This is a genomic window from Streptomyces sp. NBC_00775, assembly GCF_036347135.1.
Taxonomy (GTDB): Bacteria; Actinomycetota; Actinomycetes; order Streptomycetales; family Streptomycetaceae; genus Streptomyces; species Streptomyces lutosisoli.
Window position 1 is genome coordinate 4,186,366 of record NZ_CP108938.1, and the last position, 20,092, is coordinate 4,206,457.

At 70.6% G+C, this 20,092-nt stretch carries 19 protein-coding genes; 2 read left to right on the forward strand and 17 right to left on the reverse strand.

Translation table 11 applies throughout. The annotated features are described in order from the left end of the window. Positions 1–41 precede the first annotated feature (41 nt). From groES to OIC96_RS18540, 3 genes are all read right to left on the reverse strand, one after another. Positions 42–350, reverse strand: coding sequence for a co-chaperone GroES (gene groES / locus OIC96_RS18530; RefSeq protein ID WP_327431054.1), 309 nt, complete (start codon positions 348–350; stop codon positions 42–44). A 357-nt stretch (positions 351–707) separates the two neighbouring features. Further along, positions 708–1,466 (reverse strand): polysaccharide deacetylase family protein, encoded by a 759-nt coding sequence (locus OIC96_RS18535; protein ID WP_330306761.1) that lies wholly within the window; start codon positions 1,464–1,466, stop codon positions 708–710. Continuing rightward, the gene (locus OIC96_RS18540; RefSeq protein ID WP_406501997.1) at positions 1,463–2,389 is read right to left on the reverse strand and encodes a polysaccharide deacetylase family protein; all 927 of its coding nucleotides are present in this window, start codon (positions 2,387–2,389) and stop codon (positions 1,463–1,465) included. The genes OIC96_RS18535 and OIC96_RS18540 overlap by 4 nt, the downstream gene beginning before the upstream one ends. Positions 2,390–2,479: 90 nt before the next feature. Here OIC96_RS18540 and OIC96_RS18545 point away from each other — a divergent pair, with 90 nt between their 5' ends. Next, the gene (locus tag OIC96_RS18545; RefSeq protein WP_406501996.1) at positions 2,480–3,673 is read left to right on the forward strand and encodes a class I SAM-dependent methyltransferase; all 1,194 of its coding nucleotides are present in this window, start codon (positions 2,480–2,482) and stop codon (positions 3,671–3,673) included. Between the two features lie 74 nt (positions 3,674–3,747). On the opposite strand, the gene OIC96_RS18550 is transcribed toward OIC96_RS18545, so the two are convergent. Both OIC96_RS18550 and OIC96_RS18555 read right to left on the reverse strand, forming a co-directional pair. Further along, positions 3,748–5,007 (reverse strand): RNA polymerase sigma factor, encoded by a 1,260-nt coding sequence (locus OIC96_RS18550; protein ID WP_330310248.1) that lies wholly within the window; start codon positions 5,005–5,007, stop codon positions 3,748–3,750. 129 nt (positions 5,008–5,136) lie between these two features. Next, positions 5,137–5,493 (reverse strand): YciI family protein, encoded by a 357-nt coding sequence (locus tag OIC96_RS18555; protein ID WP_327431048.1) that lies wholly within the window; start codon positions 5,491–5,493, stop codon positions 5,137–5,139. A 193-nt stretch (positions 5,494–5,686) separates the two neighbouring features. Between OIC96_RS18555 and OIC96_RS18560 the strand changes: the two genes are divergently transcribed. Beyond that, positions 5,687–5,914 carry a hypothetical protein gene (locus tag OIC96_RS18560; RefSeq protein WP_330306758.1) on the forward strand — a complete coding sequence of 76 codons (228 nt, stop codon included), beginning with the start codon at positions 5,687–5,689 and terminating at the stop codon, positions 5,912–5,914. Positions 5,915–5,945: 31 nt separating this feature from the next. On the opposite strand, the gene OIC96_RS18565 is transcribed toward OIC96_RS18560, so the two are convergent. From OIC96_RS18565 to rimI, 12 genes are all read right to left on the reverse strand, one after another. After that, positions 5,946–7,340, reverse strand: a complete 1,395-nt coding sequence (locus OIC96_RS18565; protein ID WP_330306757.1) for a VCBS repeat-containing protein — start codon at positions 7,338–7,340, stop codon at positions 5,946–5,948. Between the two features lie 134 nt (positions 7,341–7,474). Then, positions 7,475–8,548 (reverse strand): LCP family protein, encoded by a 1,074-nt coding sequence (locus tag OIC96_RS18570; RefSeq protein WP_330306756.1) that lies wholly within the window; start codon positions 8,546–8,548, stop codon positions 7,475–7,477. Positions 8,549–8,633: 85 nt separating this feature from the next. After that, positions 8,634–10,040, reverse strand: coding sequence for an endo-1,4-beta-xylanase (locus OIC96_RS18575; protein WP_330306755.1), 1,407 nt, complete (start codon positions 10,038–10,040; stop codon positions 8,634–8,636). Between the two features lie 108 nt (positions 10,041–10,148). After that, positions 10,149–11,186 carry a LacI family DNA-binding transcriptional regulator gene (locus OIC96_RS18580; RefSeq protein WP_330306754.1) on the reverse strand — a complete coding sequence of 346 codons (1,038 nt, stop codon included), beginning with the start codon at positions 11,184–11,186 and terminating at the stop codon, positions 10,149–10,151. 97 nt (positions 11,187–11,283) lie between these two features. Further along, entirely contained in the window at positions 11,284–13,530 is a 2,247-nt protein-coding gene (locus OIC96_RS18585) for a glycoside hydrolase family 3 N-terminal domain-containing protein (RefSeq protein ID WP_330306753.1), read from the reverse strand. Between the two features lie 41 nt (positions 13,531–13,571). Next, entirely contained in the window at positions 13,572–14,456 is an 885-nt protein-coding gene (locus OIC96_RS18590) for a carbohydrate ABC transporter permease (protein ID WP_330306752.1), read from the reverse strand. Beyond that, positions 14,453–15,484: a carbohydrate ABC transporter permease gene (locus OIC96_RS18595; protein WP_330306751.1), complete on the reverse strand. Its 1,032-nt coding sequence runs from the start codon at positions 15,482–15,484 to the stop codon at positions 14,453–14,455. Before OIC96_RS18595 ends, OIC96_RS18590 begins: the two co-directional genes overlap by 4 nt. A gap of 8 nt (positions 15,485–15,492) precedes the next feature. Further along, positions 15,493–16,803: an extracellular solute-binding protein gene (locus OIC96_RS18600; RefSeq protein ID WP_330306750.1), complete on the reverse strand. Its 1,311-nt coding sequence runs from the start codon at positions 16,801–16,803 to the stop codon at positions 15,493–15,495. A 313-nt stretch (positions 16,804–17,116) separates the two neighbouring features. Further along, entirely contained in the window at positions 17,117–18,160 is a 1,044-nt protein-coding gene (locus OIC96_RS18605) for a LacI family DNA-binding transcriptional regulator (RefSeq protein WP_330306749.1), read from the reverse strand. Between the two features lie 100 nt (positions 18,161–18,260). Next, positions 18,261–18,518 carry a hypothetical protein gene (locus OIC96_RS18610; protein ID WP_330306748.1) on the reverse strand — a complete coding sequence of 86 codons (258 nt, stop codon included), beginning with the start codon at positions 18,516–18,518 and terminating at the stop codon, positions 18,261–18,263. Then, positions 18,515–19,624 carry a tRNA (adenosine(37)-N6)-threonylcarbamoyltransferase complex transferase subunit TsaD gene (gene tsaD, locus OIC96_RS18615; protein ID WP_330306747.1) on the reverse strand — a complete coding sequence of 370 codons (1,110 nt, stop codon included), beginning with the start codon at positions 19,622–19,624 and terminating at the stop codon, positions 18,515–18,517. The genes OIC96_RS18610 and tsaD overlap by 4 nt, the downstream gene beginning before the upstream one ends. After that, positions 19,617–20,090: a ribosomal protein S18-alanine N-acetyltransferase gene (gene rimI / locus OIC96_RS18620; protein WP_330310247.1), complete on the reverse strand. Its 474-nt coding sequence runs from the start codon at positions 20,088–20,090 to the stop codon at positions 19,617–19,619. Before rimI ends, tsaD begins: the two co-directional genes overlap by 8 nt. Between the last annotated feature and the right edge of the window lie 2 nt (positions 20,091–20,092).

Sequence of the window (20,092 nt, forward strand, 5' to 3'; positions counted from 1 at the left end):
CGCGGGGGCCAGGGGCGCAGCTCACTGCAATTCTGGGTGAATTACTTCTCGACGATCGCGAGCACGTCGCGAGCCGAGAGGACGAGGTACTCCTCGCCGTTGTACTTCACCTCGGTGCCGCCGTACTTGCTGTACAGCACGATGTCGCCGACGGAGACGTCGAGTTCGACGCGCTTTCCGTCCTCGATGCGGCCCGGACCGACGGCCAGGACGACGCCCTCCTGGGGCTTCTCCTTCGCGGTGTCCGGAATGACCAGGCCAGAGGCCGTGGTCTGCTCGGCGTCGAGCGGCTGGACCACAATGCGGTCCTCGAGCGGCTTGATGGCAACCTTGGAGCTGGCGGTCGTCACGATCCGACCTCCCCCTTCGGAGATCTCACGGGGTTAACTGTCTGAGGTGGCGACCAGGTCGATCCGTCGTCGCGGGTGCCGGACCTGCCCGTCGCTATTGGCACTCTCCAGGGGGGAGTGCCAGACCCGAGACTATGACTGCGATTAGCACTCGGTCAAGCGGAGTGCCAAAGACCTCCGGCGTGGCGTGGGGTTCCGGGAGCCGTGCGTGGGTGCGGGCGTGCCCTGGGGCTGCGCCCCAGACCCCCTATCGGCCTGAACGGCCTCGCCCTCAAACGCCGGACGGGCTGGGTGGTGCCGGCCCGCGCTGGAGTGTCAGCCGCCCGCATTGACGTAACGCCTGCCTGCCCCGAGCGGCTACAGATAATTTTCCAAGCGCGCGGGCGTGAAGCCCTCCGCCTGGATGCGCTTGAGGAGCCCGAGTGTCGCGTCCGTGAAGTTGGGTTCCCTGAAGCCGGAGAGGATGTCGCCGGGCCGCAGCGGGTGGGCGTCGGCCGGGCGGCCGAGGACGACCGCCGCGACCCCGCAGTCGGCGGCGGCACGCAGGGTGGTGGAGTCGTAGGTGCCGTACGGGGGGCGCAGCAGCCGGGGCCGGACGCCGAAGCGCTGTTTGAGCTTGTCCTGCTGGCCGCAGATCTCGGCGCGCTGGCCGGCGTAGGGCAGGCCGCGCAGGGAGGCGTGGTCGAGGGTGTGGTTCTGCACGCTGGCGCCGACGTCGCCCAGCTGCGCGAAGTGCCCGTACCCCGGCCCGACGACGCTGTTCGTGAGGAACATGCTGACCGGCAGCCGCAGTTCACGCACCATGTCGACGAACCGGGGATCGCGTTCGGCACCGTCGTCGTACGTCAGGAAGACCACCTTGTCGCGGGTCCGGACATGGTCCACGACGGGCGGCAGCCCCGGGCCCGCGGTGCGCGCGGTGGTCCTGGCGGGTGGTCTCGGCGGCCGGGCGAGCGGCGCGGCGAGCCCCCAGCGGCGGTACGCCGACTCATGCGGCCGTACCTTCTGCGCCGCCTTCTTGCCCAGCCGTTCGATCGGGTCGACGGACTGGGCGCAGCCGGTGAGCAACGCGGCGGCGAGCAGCCCGGTGGCCAGGGCGCGCACCCGGTGCCTCACAGGTAGTCCTCCAGGCGGGCCACCGCGTACCCCTTGGCGGTCACTTTCTTCATGAAGCGGCGGACCATGTCGGGCATGCTGCCCTTCCAGTCGTTCCGGCCCCGGAAGTGGCTGAGGACGATGTCGCCGGGGTGCAGGTCGCGGTCCCACTCGCGGTACTCCCAGTGGTCGACGAAGACTTCCTCGTCCCAGATTGGCGCGTACTTGATGCCGCAGGCCTTCGCGGCGCGCAGGGTGTCCTGGTTGTAGTTGCCGTACGGGGGCCGGAAGACCGTCGGGCGCCTGCCGAACTGCTTCCTCATCACGCGCTGCATGCCGCAGATCTCGTCCTTCTGCTCGGCGTAGGAGAGTCCGGGCAGGTAGGGGTGGGTCAGCGTGTGGTTGTTGAGGGTGATGCCCCGGTCGCGCATCTTGCGGAAGTACCGGTAGTTGTCCTTGACCAGGTAGTTGCTGAGGAACGCGGTGTACGGGATCTTCAGTTCGCTCATCATCCGCAGGAACCGCGGGTCCTTCTCCGCGCCGTCGTCGATGGTGAGGAAGACGACCCTGTCCTTGGTGGGGATGGTCGTGAAGACCGGGGGCAGCCCCAGCTCCTCCTGGCCGTCGACCTCGAACCCCTTGCGTGCCTTGATCACCGGCTTCCTGGCGGGTGCGGGCGGGGCCGTCAGCGGCGTCTCGGCCAGCCCCCAGCGCTTGGCCGCGGCGACCCGCTGGGCCTGCGCGATGCGGAGCTTGGAGGCGTACGCGTCGAGAGCGCGGGCGGGGGGCGCCTTCAGCGGCTGCTGACCATGGGCCGGCCACACACCGCCGGAGCCGTCGTCCGCACAGCCGGAGACGACGGCGGTGAGGGCGAGCAGGGCGATTCCACCGCGAAGACCCATCCACTTCGCCCCATTTTTATAATTTTGTCGCACTGGTCGCATGGTGCGGGATCCTCCCAGGCCATGGCCCGTACGAGGCCCCGACACCGCGGCCGGAAGCGCGCCGTCCACCGACTGGCCCACAATGGCCCGGTGAACGACGTCTCCTTCGCCTCCCTCCTCACCCCCGAGGGCCGCGCCCTGCTCGACGAGGTGCGCGGCACCGAACCGGCGCAGGAGCTGGCCGTCGCCACCCGGCTGCGCCGCGAGCACTCGGCCGAGCTGGTTTCGGCGGCGCTCGGACAGGCGCGGCTGCGGCAGCGGGCGGTGGCGAAGTTCGGGGCCGAGGACGCGCAGCGGATGTTCTTCACGCCGAACGGGGTCGAGCAGTCGACCCGTACGACGGTCGCGACGCACCGCGCGAGGCGATTCGCGGAGCTGGGCGTCCGCTCGGTCGCCGACCTCTGCTGCGGCATCGGCGGCGACGCGATCGCGCTGGCCCGCGCCGGGATCCGTGTCCTCGCCGTCGACCGCGACCCGCTGACCGCGGCGGTCGCCCGCGCGAACGCCGACGCCCTCGGCCTAGCCGACCTCATCGAGGTGCGCGAGGCGGATGTCACCGAGGTGGACACGGCGACGTACGACGCGGTCTTCGTGGACCCCGCGCGGCGCGGCGGACGTGGCCGGATCTTCGACCCGGAGGCGTACTCGCCGCCGCTGTCCTGGGCGATCGGGACGGCGCTCGCGGCGCCCCTGGCCGCCCTGAAGATTGCCCCCGGCATCCCCCACGAGGCGATCCCCGCCGAAGCGGAGGCCGAGTGGATCTCCGACGGCGGCGATGTGAAGGAGGCCGTGCTGTGGTTCGGCACGGAGCCCGGCCTGGTGCGGGCCACGCTGCTGCCGGGCCCGCGGGTGCTGCGCGGGCGGGGGCTGCCGGATCCCGCCGTGCGACCGGTCGGGCGTTATCTGTACGAGCCCGACGGCGCCGTCATTCGCGCGCATCTGGTCGCGGAGGTGGCCGAGGAGCTGGGGGGCGGGCTGGTCGACGAGACGATCGCGTACATCACCGCGGACGAGCTGCGGCCGACGCCGTATGCCACCGCGTACGAGATCACCGACCAACTGCCCTTCGGCGTGAAGAAGTTGAAGGCGCTGCTGCGGGAGCGGGGGGTCGGCGTACTGACGGTGAAGAAGCGGGGGTCGGCCGTCGAGCCGGAGGAGCTGCGGCGGAAGGTGAAGCCCCAGGGGCCGCATGCGGCGACCGTGTTCCTGACGCGGGTGGCGGGTGCCCCGACCATGCTGGTGGGGGCACCCGCGACGCCGTCCACTGGGGGTGGACCGTCTTGAGGTGCCCTCGTTGGTGCTCGCCATGATCGGGTAGGAGGGGTACGGCGACGGCCACTTGGAGAAGTGGGCGTCACTCAGCCGCACTCCCGGGCCCGGGCGAGCAGCAGTGCCCGCTCGCGCTCGTTCCGCGCCAGCGAGGCCGCGCGTGCGAACTCCGCCCGCGCCTCCGCCGTACGCCCCATCCGGGCCAGCAGATCCCCGCGCACGCTGGGCAGCAAGTGGTAGTCACGCAGGGCGGGTTCGGCGGCAAGGGTGTCGACGAGGGCGAGGGCCGGTTCCGGGCCTTCCGCCATCGAGACGGCGACGGCGCGGTTCAGCTCGACGACCGGGGAAGGCGAGCGGGCCGCCAGCAGCCCGTACAGGGTGGCGATCTGCGCCCAGTCCGTGTCCTCGTACGCGTACGCCTGCGCGTGGCACGCGGCGATGGCGGCCTGCAGGGCGTACGGGCCGGGGCCTGCCGTGGCGACGGCGTTGGAGCGGCCCAGCGCGGCGAAGCCCCGGCGGATGAGCAGGCGGTTCCAGCGGCGGCGGTTCTGGTCCTTGAGGAGCACCGGTTCGCCCAAGGGGCCGGTGCGGGCGGCCGCGCGGGACTCCTGGAGCTCCAACAGGGCGGCCAGCCCGTGCACTTCGGGCTCCTTGGGCATCAACTCGGCGAGCACCCGGGCCAGTCGGAGCGCGTCCTCGCACAGGGCGGGGCGCAGCAGGTCGTCGCCCGCGGTGGCGGCGTAACCCTCGTTGAAGATCAGGTAGATGACTTCGAGGACCGACCCGAGCCGGGCTTCGCGCTCCGGGCCGTACGGGACCTCGAAGGCGACCCCCTTCGTCGCCAGCGTCCGCTTGGCGCGCACGATGCGCTGGGCGATCGTCGCCTCGGGGGCGAGGAAGGCGCGGGCGATCTCGGGGGTGGTCAGGCCGCCCAGCAGCCGCAGGGTGAGCGCGATGCGGGCCTCGGCGGACAGGACGGGGTGGCAGGCGGTGAAGACGAGCCGCAGCAGGTCGTCGTCGATGTCGTCCGGGTCGGCGGGCTCCTCGAACGGGGTGGTCGTGTCCAGGTCCCGCCCGATCTCCTCCAGCTTGCGGGCGTACCGTTCCCGGCGGCGTACGAGGTCGATCGCGCGATGCTTGGCGGTGGCCGTCAGCCAGGCGCCCGGGTTCTCCGGCACCCCGTCCCGCGGCCACTGCTCAAGGGCTGCGACCAAGGCATCCTGGGCCAGCTCCTCGGCGATACCGACGTCACGGACGATCCGGGCCACGCCGGCGATGATGCGGGGCGACTCGATGCGGAAGATCGTCTCGACGGCGTCGCCGGCGCCGGAGGCGGTGGCTTCGTCCACGGTGGCCTCGGCCGGGTCGGTACCGGCCGGGTCGGCATCGGCTGGCTCGGCATCGGCTGGGGTGACGGTGGGCTGTGGTTCCACAACCCACCATCAGACACCCGCCGGGCCGTGAGGCCAAGCCGCGACTCAGCCCTCCGCGATCTCCCGCACCTCGCAGGTCACCGTCCAGTGCTCCTCGTGCACCTTCAGGAACCGCTTGGTCCACTCGATGGCCTCGGCCATGTCCTTGCACTGCATGAGCGCGTAGCCGCCGACGACCTCCTTGGACTCGGTGAAGGGCCCGTCGGTGACGGACAGCTGTCCGCCCTCCCAGTGCACCCGCTTGCCCTGGGCGGACGGCGTCAGCCCGTCGGTCGCGAGCATGACGCCCGCCTTGGTGATCTCCTCCAGCAGCTCGCCCATCCGCTGCATCAGCTCGGGGCTGGGGCCCTCGGCGGGGGCGGTGGCCTCGTCGATCTGGACCAGCGACAGGTAGCGCGGCATGGTGACTCCTCGTGTTTCGTGTGTCTCGTGTGTCCCGGAGGCGGGGCTTCTTCCTGCCTCTCACCCATGCGTCGATCGGGAGACGCCTGAATCGACACCGTCTCCGGATTTCTTCGAATTTTCTTCCGCGAGGTTCGTTTCCGCAGGTCGCAGCCCCTCGTTCGCGCCATCCGGGCCGGGCAGGACCGCCCAGATGGCCGAGGAGACCGCCCGGTCCAGCAACATCGAGCGGCGCACCACACGGCGCCGTGAGTCTCGTGAGGGCCCTGAAAGCACTCCGGCATGGTGCCCGGCCGCATCACCCCGAACCGCGCCGCACACCCTCGCTCCCCCGTCGTGCGCCGCCACGAAGACCGACACCAGCTACGCGGACGGGCAGCTCCCGGACGGATACACCGCGGTGTTCGTACCGCGGAGTTGAGGCCCGGGACCTGTCCGCTCCACCGATCCGGCTATCCGATCTCGAAGCCGAACTGTGCCTTCGTGTAGGGCGCCCCGATCGCCTTCCCGCCGAACACGAGCGCCGCGTCCGGCACGATCCCGGTCGGGCGGCCGCGCAGCGACCAGACCGAGCCGTTGCCGTTGTTCTCGCTCGGGCCGCTCGCGGCCAGGTCGGCGTAGCCGTTGCCGTTGATGTCGAGCAGCTGGAGGCCGTAGCCGAAGTCGTCGCCGGCCTCGTTCGTGCCGGGGATGCCGGCGGTGTTCTGGCTGATGAACTGGGCGCCGGTGGCGGTGAGGCCGGAGCGGCTGCCATGCAGGAGGGTGACGGCGCCGGCGCACTGGGCCTCGCCCAGGCTCTCGCAGGGGGCGCCGATGGCGACATCGTCGTACCCGTCGCCGTTGACGTCCCCGGCGGCCACGGCCTCACCCCACAGGTCGTTGCTCTCGTCGGTTCCCGGCACACCCGGGCTGTCCTGCGTGAATGTCTTCCAGGTGGTGTCGGCGCCGATGCCGGAGGCCGAGCCGTACGCGATGTCGACCCGGTTGTCGTAGCCGACACCGTCGATCATGTCGTCGTATCCGTCGCCGTTGAGGTCGCCGAACGCGACGCCGCGGTAGTTGCCGTTCGAGGCGGTGCGCACCAGTCCGGTGGCGGAGGCCTGGTACAGCTGCGTGCAGTAATTGCCGTCGCCGCAGTACACCGTCAGCGCGAGGTCGTCGCGGCCGTCGCCGTTGACGTCTCCGACAGCGCCGTCCAGGACGTCGTAGTACTGGAGGTGGTCGGGATCGATCGGGGCGGTCGCGGCCGGGGTCGCGGTGCGGCTGACGGGGCCCGTCCAGAGGGTGGCGGTGGTGCCCGCCGGGTCGTCGCCGAGGCTGTGGCCGGGGCGGAACAGCGCCAGGTCGAGCTTGCCGTCGCCGTCGAAGTCGCCGGTCTGGGTTTTGTAGGCGGGCACCGACGTGCCTCCGGACAGGCCGTGCGACCCGCCCCAGACGACGACCGCGTCACCGGTCAGGTCGGTGCCTATGACGAGGTCCGCGTACCCGTCGCCGTCCAGGTCGCCCTTCGACATCTGTGTTCCGAAGCCCTGGCCCTTGGTAGGACTGCCCGGAATGCCGCTGGTGGCACGGCTGATGACGGTCCGTCGGCTTGCGGAGGTCGCCGACAGTCCGTGCGGTCCGCCGTACATCACCGCCACATAGCCGGCCTTGCTCATCCCGCCGACGGTGGCGTGGTTCGCGGCGATGGCGAGGTCCATGTATCCGTCACCGTTGAAGTCGTCGCGGACGGGGGCGGCGGTGGCGGCGGCCGCACCGTCGGCCGTGCCCAGCGAGCCGACCCCCAGGGCGAGGAGGGCCACCGCCAGCGGTCCTGCCCAACGAGCACGCGAACGCAGGGAAAACATCGGCGAACCCTCCCATTACGGCTACATGGTCACCGCACGAGACTCTCCGGCTCAGGGTTTGGTTGTACCGAAGCCCGGTTCACGGACGCCCAGTTCACGGACGCCCAGTTCACGGACGCTCACGTCACGGACGCTCACTTCAGCGAGGCCCACAGATCGCTCGCCTCCGGCTCGTTCGCCACCACCCGGTTGGGGTCCGACGGAGCCGTCACCACCGGCATCATGACCGTCTTGACCTCGTCGGACGACAGCCCCTTGAGACTCTGGCCGAGCTTCATCAGCTCACCCAGCGAGTCCAGGCCCGTATCGGTCGTGAGGCTTCCGGTCACCGCGTCCGCGACCTTGTACAGCTTGGTGGGGTTGATGAGGAGGTCCGTCGAGGAGATCTGCTTCAACAGCGCCTTCACCAGCTTCTGTTGGAGACCTATGCGCCCCAGGTCGCTGCCGTCGCCTATGCCGTGGCGGGTGCGGGCCAGCGCCAGCGCCTTGGTGCCGCCCAGGTGGTGTTCGCCGGCCTTCAGGTGCAGATGGCTCTTGTCGTCGTCGATGTCCTCGTCCGTGGTGACGGTGACGCCGCCGAGCGCGTCGACGAGCTTCGCGAAACCGGAGAAGTCGATCTCGATGTAGTGGTCCATACGGACGTTGGTCATCGATTCGACCGTCTTCACCGCGCAGACCGGACCGCCCACCGAATAGGCGCTGTTGAACATCGCGTTGTACGCCACCGATGTCGTCCCGCCCGACGACGTGGGGCACGAGGGGCGGGTCACCAGGGTGTCCCGGGGAATGCTCACCACGGTCGCCTTGGTGCGGCCCTCGTCGATGTGGACGACCATCGCCGTGTCCGAGCGGGCGCCGGAGCTGTTGCCGCCGCCGAGCTTGGCGTTCGCCTTGCCGCTGCGGGAGTCGGAGCCGAGGACGAGGATGTTCACGGCGCCGCTGGGCAGCGGAGCGGCGGAGGCCGAGGCGGACGCGGACGCGGTCGGTGTCGTCACCGCCTTCGCCGGACGGTCGTCGCCGAGCGCGCTGTTGATGTCGACGCTCTTGATGTTGTGGTTCAGATGCCAGTACGCCCAGCCCGCCCCCGCGGCGGAGAGTACGAGGGCGCCGGCGAGCACGACGCCGGCGGCCTTCACCAGGCTGGACCGCCGGTTGCCGCGTCTCGCGGCGCCCTCTTTGTCATCCCCGTGCTCGTCTTCAGAAGTCACGCGGAGGAACGTAAGTCCGAATTATTACGAGCAGGAACCACTTCTCGGGTTTCCTTCGGAAAATCTCACACTTCTCAGGCGGACCTCAGCCCAGCGTCACTGTCGGCACCGGATTGCTGCCGCTCCATGACGAGTTGAACCCGAACGTCACCGAGCCGCCGTCCGCGACCGCCCCGTTGTAGGAGGCGTTGACGCAGCTCACGGCCGCACCCGATTGTGTACAGGTCGCGTTCCAGGCCTGCGTGATCTGCTGGCCCGCGCCGTAGGTCCAGCTCACCTTCCACGACGACAGCGCGGCCCCGGAGCAGGCGATCTTCACCTGGCCCGTGAACCCCGTGTTCCACTGGTTCGTGACGCTGTACGTCGCCGTGCACGCGCCCGTCGTCGGAGGTGTGGTCGTCCCGCCGAGCGAGGTCGCGATCGCGTAGTACGCCGGTTTCGGCGCGTAGTTCTCGTCGTACGGTGTCGCCGCGCCGTATCCCGAGAAGACGTCCGGGATCCAGGAGTCGGAGTCCGTGAAGCCCCAGACGGTGACGCCGTAGCACCGGGTCACGGCCACGCACGCGTCGAACACGGCCTTGTAGTCGGCGGCCTGCTGCGCCAGCTTCGTGCTGTCGGACGGGAGTTGCATCCGGATGTCCAGCTCGGTGATCGCGACGTCGACGCCGAGGTCGGCGAAGCGCTGGATGTTCTGCTGGAGCGTGGACGGCACCTGGCCGAGGATGAGGTGGGCCTGGAGGCCGACCCCGTCGATGGGGACGCCACGGTCCTTCAGCGACTTGACCAGGTTGTAGAGGGCGGTGCTCTTCGCGTTGACGCCCTCGACGTTGTAGTCGTTGATGTAGAGCTTGGCGCTCGGGTCGGCCGCGTGGGCCCAGGTCAGGGCGTTGGCGATGTAGTCGGCGCCGAGGCCGTTGTACCAGAGGGTCGAGCGGTAGGTGCCGTCCTCGTTGAAGGGCTCGTTGACCACGTCCCAGGCGGCCAGCTTGCCTTTGTAGCGGGTGACTTCGGTGGTGATGTGGTCCTGGAGCAGGGTGCTCAGTTCGGCGGACGTCCAGGTGCCGTTCGTCAGCCAGCTCGGGTTCTGGCTGTGCCAGACCAGGGTGTGGCCGCGCACCTGCTGGTTGTGGGCCTGCGCGAAGGCGACGATCTGGTCGGCCTCGGCCCAGTTGTAGGTGCCCCGGGTGGGCTCGACGGAGCCCCATTTCATGGCGTTGCCCGGGGTCAGCGAGTTGAACTGGGCCCCGGCGATGTCGCCGTATGTCCCGGTGAGTTTGGAGCCGGTGACGGCGGTGCCGATGACCTTGCCCTTGGCGGCGGCGAGGTCGCGGAGCGGGGTGTCCGCGGCGTGCGCCGTCGTACCGGCCGCGAGCAGGGCGCCCACGGCCGCGGCGCCCGTGAGCAGGGCGGTGAGGCGCGAGCGTAACGAGGTTCTGGGGGTTCGCGAGCGTAACGAGGTTCTGGGGGTTCTGGGGGTTCTGGAGGTTCTCATTGCGGGTGCCTCCGAAAGTTTCGGTCGTGCAACCGATTGACTTCGGAGCAGTGTGGGACCGCTCCCATCCCTCGTCAAGACATCCGTCACGGCCGTATCCCCAGGCCTCTACGCCGGGGGCGCGCCGGTGCTGCTGCGCACCACGAGGCTTGTGGCCAGTTCCACTCTTGTCGCCGCCGACGCCCCCTGCTCACGCCCCAGTTCGAGCACCAGCCGCGCCGCCGCCTCCGCCATCTCCGTCAGCGGCTGCCGTACGGTCGTCAGCGGCGGCCCGACCCAGCGCGCCACCGGCAGATCGTCGAACCCGACGACACTCAGGTCCTCGGGAACGCGCAGCCCCAGCTCGCGCGCGGCCTCGTACAGGCCGAGCGCCTGGAGGTCGTTGCCCGCGAAGACGGCGGTGGGCCGGTTCGGCGAGCGCAGCAGTTCGAGCCCCGCCCGGTACCCGCTCTCGTGGTGGAAGTTGCCCGGCCGGATCAGCGCCGGGTCGACCGGCAGCCCCGCCGTCTCCAGCGCGGCGCGATAGCCGTCGACCCGGGCGCGGCTGCACATCATCCGCGAAGGCCCGCTGATCGCGCCGATCCGGGTGTGGCCCAGCTCGACGAGATGGCGGGTCGCGGCCAGCCCGCCGTGCCAGTTGGTGGCGCCGATCGACGGCACGTCGTCGCCGGGGTCGCCGGCCGGGTCCATCACCACGAACGGGATGGACCTGCTGGTCAGCAGCGCCCGTCCGGACTCGTCGAGCCCGGACAGCACGAGGATCACCCCGTACGGGCGGCGCGCGGCGACCTGGTCGGCCCAGGTGCGGCCGGGGGTCAGCCGCCCCGCGCTCTCGGAGAGGACCACGCTCAGCCCCTCGTCCCGGGCGACGTTCTCGACGCCCCGGATCACCTCCATCGCCCAGGCGCTCTCCAGCTCGTGGAAGACCAGGTCGATGAGGGGTGACCGGGTCGCCTCGGCCCTGCGCCGCCGGTAGCCGTACGAGCGCAGCAGCTCCTCGACGCGGGTGCGGGTCGCCGGGGCCACGTCGGCGCGGCCGTTGAGTACCTTCGAAACAGTCGGAGCCGATACGCCGGCCTCGCGGGCGATCTCGGCGAGCGTCGCGGTCTGCGTCGACCGTGCGGTCAGCGGCTTCGAGGGGTTCATGGGCGCGATCGTAGCCTCGCGCATCGACGCGTCGAACCCCCTTTTGACGCCATACACCTCCCGGAAAGTTCGCGGTGCGGCTCGAAAGATTCGAACATCACTTCACCCGCACCTCGCATCGCATCCGCCGCCCGGGCCCCACCACCCGCTCGGGCCCGGTCAGCGTGACCGGCACCGCGTACCGCACGTCGCCGTCGGCGCTGGACACCCCCAACCGCAGTTCCAGCGCACCCGGTTCGACGATCCGGTCCCCGTCGGGTCCGGTGTACGCGGCCAGGTCCGCCGGGACCGTGAAGTGCGCCTCCGCCGACGCCCCCGCCTCCAGCGGCACCCGCGCGTAGCCGATCAGCCGGGCCACCGGTCGCGCCACCTTGCCGACCGGGTCGTGCAGATAGAGCTGGACGACCTCCGTACCGGCCCGCTCCCCCGTGTTGCGGACGGTCAGCCGCAGCGTCGTCTCGCCGTCCGTCGCGAACGTGGCGTCGTCGACCGTCGGCTCCTGCCAGGCGTACGACGTGTAGGACAGACCGTGCCCGAACGGGAACAGCGGCGTCGGGTCGAGGGTGCTCGCCCCGCCGCGCTGCCCGAGCGGCGGGGCGAGATACGTCCACGGCTGTCCGGCGGGGTCGCGCGGCACGCTCACCGGAAGCCGCCCCGACGGGTTGACCCGCCCCGACAGGACCCCGGCCAGCGCGGGCCCGCCCTCCTGGCCGGCGAAGAACGCCTGCACCACCGCCGCGCACCGGTCCGCCCAGCGCCCGAGCGCGTAGGGCCGCCCGGAGAGCAGCACCAGTACCACCGGTGTCCCGGAGGCCAGCGCCTTGTCCACCAACTCTGCTTGTCCGTCGGGTAGTTCGAGGTCGGCCGCGTCGCAGCCCTCGCCGGACGTGCCGCGTCCGAACAGCCCCGAGCGGTCGCCGACCGCGACCACGCACACGTCGGCCGCCGCCGGGTCGTCCCCGAACTCGGCGTCCGGCAGCTCCGCGCGCAGCGCTTCGAGCAGCGTCGGTACGGCGACGCCCATCGGGACGTCGGGGTGGTCGAGGAGGACATGGCGGGGGAAGGTGTAGCAGCCGAGCATGGCCGCCGGGTCGTCGGCGAGCGGGCCGAGTACGGCGATCCGCCGCACGCCGGGCGCGAGCGGCAGTGTGCCGGTGCCGGTGCCCTCCCGGTCGCCGTTGGCCAGCAGCACGACCGACTCCTCCGCCAACTGCCGTGCCAGTTCCCGCATTTGCGGCGGATTGAAGTCGACCGGGCCGTCCGCGGCCGGGGGCGCCCAGTCGGGGTCCAGCAGCCCCAGCTCGCACTTCTGCGTCAGGACGCGCAGCGCGGCCCGGTCCACCAGCTCCTCGTCGACCGGCCCGGATCCGTAGCACCGTACGGCGGGCAGCTCCACGTCCACGCCCGCCGCGAGGGCGAGCGCCGCCGCCCCCGCCGGGGAGTCGGTGAGCCCGTGCGCCGACTCCAGGAAGGACACCGCGAAATAGTCGGCGACGACCGTGCCGGTGAACTGCCATTCCTCGCGCAGGAGTTGGGTGAGGAGCCCGTAGTGCGCGTGCGCGGGCAGCCCGTCGACGTCGTTGTACGCCGCCATCACCGACCGCGCCCCGCCCTCCCGCAGGGCCATCTCGAACGGCGGCAGGATGACGTCCGCCAGTTCGCGCGGGCCGATCGACGCGGGCGCGTGGTTGCGGGCGCCGCGCGAGGCCGAGTACCCGGCGAAGTGCTTGAGGGTGGCGACGACGCCCGCCGACTCCAGCCCCTGGACGTAGGCGGTGCCGACGGTCGCCACGAGGTAGGGATCCTCGCCGATCGACTCCTCCGTGCGGCCCCAGCGCGGGTCCCGCACGACGTCGAGGACGGGGGCCAGCCCCTGGTGGATGCCGGCGGCCCGCATGGTGGCGCCGATCGACGACGCCATCTCCTTCACCAGGGCGGGGTCGAAGCTCGCGCCCCAGGCGAGCGGGGTCGGGAAGATCGTCGCCTGCCAGGCGGTGAACCCGGTGAGGCACTCCTCGTGCGCGACGGCGGGCAGCCCGAAGCGGTTCGCGGAGCGTACGCGTTCCTGGAGGGAGGCGAGCCGGGCCGTGCCCTCCGCCGGAGCGACGGGCGCGGTACCGAAGGGGCGGGTCAACTGGCCCAGCCCGTGCGGGAGAAGCTCGGTCAGGTCGATGTCCTCGGACAGGGCGTGCTGGAGCGGCGCCATGTCACCGCCCGGGGTCTCGTTCGAGCCGGGCCAGACGCTGTAGAGCTGGGCGATCTTCTCCTGCAGGGTCATCCGGGCGAGCAGATCGGCGGCGCGGACGCCTGCGGGCAGAGCGGGGTCCTGCCAGGGGTGGATCATGTAACTCCTCACGTGGAGAGGGGATGGGCCCCTGAGACGGGTCAGCCCTTGGTCGCGCCGAGCGTGATGCCGCCGATGAGCTGCCGCTCGGCGACCGCGTAGAAGGCGAGGGCGGGCACCATGGCGAGCACCAGATAGGCGAAGATGCGGGCCACGTCGGAGGCGTACTGGCCCTGGAACTGCTGGATGCCGACCGGGATCGTCCACCAGGTGGGTTCGCTGAAGACGAGCAGCGGCAGCAGGAACTGGTTCCAACTGCCCACGATGGCAAGGACGGAGACGGTGCCGAGCGCGGGCCGGGCCAGCGGCAGCAGGATCCGCCAGAAGAACCCGAAGCGGGTGCAGCCGTCGAGGGTCGCCGCCTCCTCCAGCTCCGCCGGGATCTCCCGGAAGAAGCCGCGCAGGATGATGATCGTCACCGGCAGTCCGAAGGCCGCCTCGGGCAGGATCACACCCCACGGGTTGTCCAGCAGCCCGAAGGTGCGCAGCAGGATGAACAGCGGCAGGATCGCCACCGCGAACGGGAACATCAGCCCCATCGTGAACAGGGTGAACATCAACTCCCGTCCACGGAAGGAGAACCGGGCGAGCGCGAACGCCGCCAGGGCCGCCACCGACACCGTGAGCAGGGTGGCGCCCACCGCGATCACCGTGCTGCTGCCGATGGCCCGCCAGAACGAGCCCGAGCCGAGCAGCGAGGTGTAGTTCGAGGTCACCCACGGCGAGGGCAGCCCGAACGGGTTGGAGGAGAGCTGGTCGGTGGACTTGAAGCCGGAGATCAGGGCGTAGAGGAGCGGGGTGACCATGAAGACGCCGACCACCCAGAGGATCACGTACACGGGGAGGGAGCGCAGCCGTCGGCGCCGCCGCACCTCCTTCGGTGTCCCCGTCGTGGCGGTCACCGGGGTCCCCGTCGTGGCGCTCATCGTTTTCCTCGCATGGTGGTGATGGCTCCTTCGGTGTCCCGGCGCAGCACGAAGCGCTGGTAGGCGAGGGCGAAGACCAGGCTGATCAGGAACATCACAACGCTGATGGAGCTGGCGTAGCCCATCTGATAGCGCTTGAAGCCGTACTGGACCATGCTGATCGCCATGGTCTCGGAAGCGTGGTCGGGGCCGCCGGTGGTGATGACCCAGACCAGGTCGAAGAGCTGGATGGAGTAGACGACCGAGAGGAACGCGCTGATCCGGAGGGTCGGCGCGAGCAGCGGCAGCGTGATGTGCCAGAAGCGCTGCCAGGTGCCGGCGCCGTCGATGCGCGCCGCCTCCTGCAGTTCGGCGGGGATGCCCTGGAGGCCCGCGAGGTACAGCATCATGTGGAAGCCGAAGTACTTCCAGGTCATGACGATGAAGAGGGTGGGCATCACGCTGTGCTGACCGGCGAACCAGTCGCCCCCCAGCCCGCCGAGCCCGACCTTGTCGAGGACCTTGTCGGCGAGCCCCTCCCCCGGCGCGAAGATCATGCTGAACAGCACGCCGGTGATGACCTCGGACAGGATGTACGGGGCGAAGAACAGCATCCGGTACACGGCCCGGCCGCGCAGCTTCTGGTTGAGCAGCACGGCCATGGCGAGCGCGAACGGCAACTGCACGACGATGGAGAAGCCGATGAGCAGCGCGCCGCGCCCCAAGTCCCCGAGGAACACGGGGTCCTTGAAGAGCCGGGTGTAGTTGTCGAAGCCGATGCTGTCCGAAGGCGAGCCGAATCCGCCCCAGTTGAAGAAGCTGACGTAGATCGCGTAGCCCATCGGCACCAGCACGAGCAGGCCGAACAGGATGAGGGCGGGGACTGTGAACACGACGGCCGACAGCCAGTCGCGCAGCCGGAGCAGCGGCGACCGGCGGCGCCCCGGGCCGGGAGCGGCGACGCCCTGGTCGTCGTACTTGCCGACCTCGGGCACGTACGGCGCCGAGCCCGCCGAGGAGGTCGCGGAGGTCGAAGTCGAGTGGGTCATCGGCGGCGCTAGCTCTTCTCGCTCTTGGCGACCTGCGTGACCGAACGCGTCACCTGCTCAGGCGACTTGGAGCCCGCGATGAGCGCGGCGACGCTGTCGTTGATCTCCTGCCCGACCGCGGGGGCGTACGCCTGGTCGAGGTAGAGCTGGAAGCCGGTGGCCTTGTTCAGCATGTCGGAGACGGCGGTGAGGTTGGGGTCGGTGAGCGCGCCGGCGGCGTCCTTGGAGACGGGGATCAGGCCGGTCTCCTTGACGAGCTTCTCGGCGAACTCCTTCTCGCCGAAGAACTTCAGGAACTCCAGGGCCGCGTCCGGCGCGCCCTTGCGCAGTGCGTGGCCGCCGCCTCCGCCGAACACCTCGGTGAGCGCTCCCTTGCCGCCCTCGACCGCGGGGAAGGAGAAGAAGCCGAGGTCCTTGCCGATGCCCTTGCCGGAGTCGGCCTCGACGATCGGCGCCCACTGGCCCATCAGCTCCATGGCCGCCTTGCCGTTGCCCATCAGGGCCGCCTCGCCGTTGGGGTCGGAGTAGGCCCCGCCGAGGAATCCCTTCTGGAAGGGCTGGAGCGCGACGAGGTCCTTGAGGTGCTGGCCGGCCTTGACGAAGTCGTCGCCGGTGAAGTCCGCGTCGTCGGAGGCCTTCTGCATGGCGTCGAGACCGGCGACGCGCATCGAGAGGTACGCCCAGAAGTACATGCCGGGCCACTTCTCCTTGCCGGCCAGGGCGATGGGCGTGATGCCGGCCTTCTTGAGGGCCTTGATGGCGTCGAGGTAGCCGGACCAGGTGGTGGGCGGGGTGGTGATGCCGGCCTTCTTGAAGAGCGCCTTGTTGTACCAGAAGCCGACCGCGCCGATGTCGAAGGGGACGGCGTACATCTTGTCGTCGTACTTGTAGGCCGTCATCGAGGCGGGTACGTAGTTGCCGGTCCAGGAGGCGATCCGGTCCGTCAGGTCCTCGACCAGGCCCGCGTCGATCTGCTGCTTGAGGACGCCGCCGCCCCAGGTGTGGAAGATGTCCGGCAGCTTGCCCGAGGCGATCTGCGCGGTCATCTTCTGCTTGTACGCCTCGTTCTCCATCGTGACGACCTTGATCTTCACGTCCGGGTGCGCGGCCTCGAACTCCTTGGCGCGCTGGGCCCACAGCTTCTTCGCGGGCTGGGTGGTGGTGATGTTCCACCACTCGACGGTGGTCTTGCCCGAGCTGTTCCCACTGTCCGACGAGCCGCACGCGCTCAGGGCGGCCGCGCCCAGGCCGGTCGCCGCGGACGCCGCCAGGAACCTCCGGCGGTTGAGGGGGGTGTAGGTGTTGCCCAACGCTCGCATCGCGCACCTTCCGGAAGAGGGCCGAAAATTATCGGTGGAGTGCGCTCGGAAATTACGGGTGCGCGTCGGGTATGTCAACGCTCCTGACAAATATCGGGTGGTTCGTTGACTGCGGGTGGGTGGGGGCTGGTCGCGCAGTTCCCCGCGCCCCTTGGGTGGGTGGGCGGTTGGGGTTGTTTGTCGGGTGCGGGGCGGTGGGGGTTGCTCGCGCAGTTCCCCGCGCCCCTTAAGGGGCGCGGGGAACTGCGCGATCTTTTAGGGGCGCGGGGAACTGCGCGACCAGCCCCCACCGGCCCGCAGACGACGAACCACCTCAGACGGCCCGCACAGCCGTACTCGCCCGCACAACCAACTCGGTGGCCAGCTCCACCCGAGGAGACGCCGGCTCTTCCCCCAACGCCAGCCGCAGAACCGTCCGCGTCGCCAGCTTCCCCATGTCCGCCAGCGGCTGCCGCACCGTCGTGAGCGGCGGCGCGGACCACCGCACCTCGGGCAGGTCGTCGAACCCCACCACGCTCATGTCCTCCGGCACACGCAACCCCCGCCGCCGCAACGCCTCGATCGCCCCCAGCGCCATCTGGTCACTCGCGGCGAACACCGCGGTGGGCGGTTCCCCCAGGTCGAGCAGGGTGTTGCAGCCGTCGAACCCCGCCTGGTGATAGAAGTCGCCCGGCACGATCAGGGCGTCGTCGACGTCGACACCGACCCCCTCCAGCGCCGCCCGGTACCCATCGAGCCGCGCCCGCGAGCACAGCAACCGCACCGGCCCGGCGATGAAGCCGATCCGGCGGTGGCCGAGGCCGAGCAGATGCTCCGTCGCGGCCATGCCGCCCGCCCAGTTGGTGGCGCCGACGGTGGGCGCGTCCAGGGACGGCGACCCCGCCGGGTCGATGACGACGAGCGGTACGCCGAGGCGCCGCAGCTCCTCGTGCAGCCGGGGTTCGAGGACGGAGGTCACCAGGATCACGCCGTCCGAGGCGCGGGCGCGCAGATTGGTCATCCACTGCCGGGCCGAGCCCGAGGCGTCGTGGATCGCGGAGACCACCGTGCCCACGCCCGACGCGTGCGCGACCTCCTCGACGCCCCGGATGATCTCCACGGCCCAGGGGCTGTCGAGATCGTTGAAAACAAGGTCGATGAGGGCGGCCCGGTCGCCAGGCGCGGACGATTTGCGCTGGTAGCCATGGTGCCGCAGCAGGTCCTCGACCCGGGCCCGGGTCTCCGGCGACACATCGGAGCGGCCGTTGACGACACGCGACACGGTGGGCACCGAGACCCCGGCCTGCCGGGCGATCTCGGTGATCGTCACCTTGTTCTTGATGCTCTCCCGGGCCACTGCGCCCACCTCCGTCGACATGTCCAAGACTCCCCCTACCGTGCCGGCCGCACCAGCGAAACTTTGCAGGAGTCTTCCGGAAAAGCGAGCTCGGCGTGAAGCCCGGCCGGGAACGACGGCGTCAGGAGACCGACTCGAACCGCCACCGATGGACCGCCCGGGTCACCAACTCCGCGCCCGGCTCGGGAAGTTCGGGCAGCTCGGCGTCGTACGCCGCGTCCCACCAGGTGATGACGAGCACGCGGTCCTCAGGAGCCCGGAAGAGTTCCCGGCGCAGCGGCGGAACCGCGAGCTCCTGCGCCTGCGCCCGCGCCCAGGCGAGCAGTTCCTCGCCCCGCCCGGGGACGGCCCGCGCCTCCCACATCAGCGCGACGGTCACGAGTACAGGTTCTCCTTCGAGACCTCGTGCACATGGTCGTGCCCGTGCCCGTGCGCATGCCCGTGTCCTGGCACATGCGGGTCGGTCACCGGCAGCGAGGAGTCCGCGGACAGGTCCCAGTCGGAGGCGGCCCGGTTCCGCGCCACCATCTCCGCGCCGAGGGCCGCGACCATCGCACCGTTGTCCGTGCACAGCTTCGGCCGCGGCACCCGCAGCCGGATCCCGGCGGCCTCGCAGCGCTCCTGGGCGAGCACGCGCAGCCGGGAGTTGGCGGCCACGCCGCCGCCGATCATGAGGTGGTCGACGCCCTGATCCTTGCAGGCCCGTACGGCCTTGCGGGTGAGCACGTCCACCACGGCCTCCTGGAAGGACGCGGCCACATCGCGCACCGGCACCTCCTCCCCCGCCGCCCGCTTGGCCTCGATCCAGCGGGCCACGGCCGTCTTCAGACCGGAGAAGGAGAAGTCGTACGCCGCGTCGCGCGGCCCGGTGAGCCCGCGCGGGAACGCGATCGCCTTCGGGTCGCCCTCCTTCGCGTACCGGTCGATGACCGGGCCGCCCGGGAAGCCGAGGTTCAGCACGCGGGCGATCTTGTCGAAGGCCTCGCCCGCCGCGTCGTCGATGGTCGCGCCCATCGGCCGTACGTCGGAGGTGATGTCCGTGGACAGAAGCAGCGAGGAGTGGCCGCCCGACACGAGGAGCGCCATCGTCGGCTCCGGCAGCGCGCCGTGCTCCAGCTGGTCCACGCAGATGTGGGAGGCGAGGTGGTTGACCCCGTACAGCGGCTTGCCCAGCGCGTACGCGTACGCCTTCGCCGCGGAGACCCCGACGAGCAGCGCACCGGCGAGCCCGGGCCCGGCGGTGACCGCGATCCCGTCCAGGTCCTTCGCGCTCACCCCCGCCTCCTTCAGCGCCCGGTCGATGGTCGGCACCATCGCTTCCAAGTGGGCGCGGGAGGCGACCTCGGGCACGACCCCGCCGAAACGCGCGTGCTCGTCGACGCTGGAGGCGATCGCGTCCGCGAGCAGGGTGTGGCCGCGGACGATGCCGACGCCGGTCTCGTCGCAGGAGGTCTCGATGCCGAGGACGAGCGGTTCGTCAGCCATTGCTCTCTGTTCCTTGTACTGAACTCGATGGGTCGGTCAGGCGCATGACCAGGGCGTCGATGTTCCCTGGCTGGTAGTAGCCGCGCCGGAAGCCGATGGGCTCGAAGCCGAAGCGCTCGTACAGCTTCTGCGCGCGGACGTTGTCCACCCGGCATTCGAGCATCACCTCGGCGCACTCGAACGCGGTCGCCGCCCGCAGCAGCTCGGTGAGCAGCCGGGCGCCGAGCCCCGTGCCCCACTGTTCGCGGCGTACGGCGATGGTCTGTACGTCGCCGAGGTCCCCGGCGGCGGCGAGTCCGGCGTACCCGACGAGCCGCTCCCCCTCGGTGGCCACGACATACCGCCGTGTCGCCTCCGCCCCGCGCGCGTGGGCCAGCTCGGACCAGAACATCCCCCGCGACCAGGCGTCCTCGGGGAAGAGGTCCTTCTCCAGCTCCAGTACGGGATCGATGTCCCACCAGCGCATCT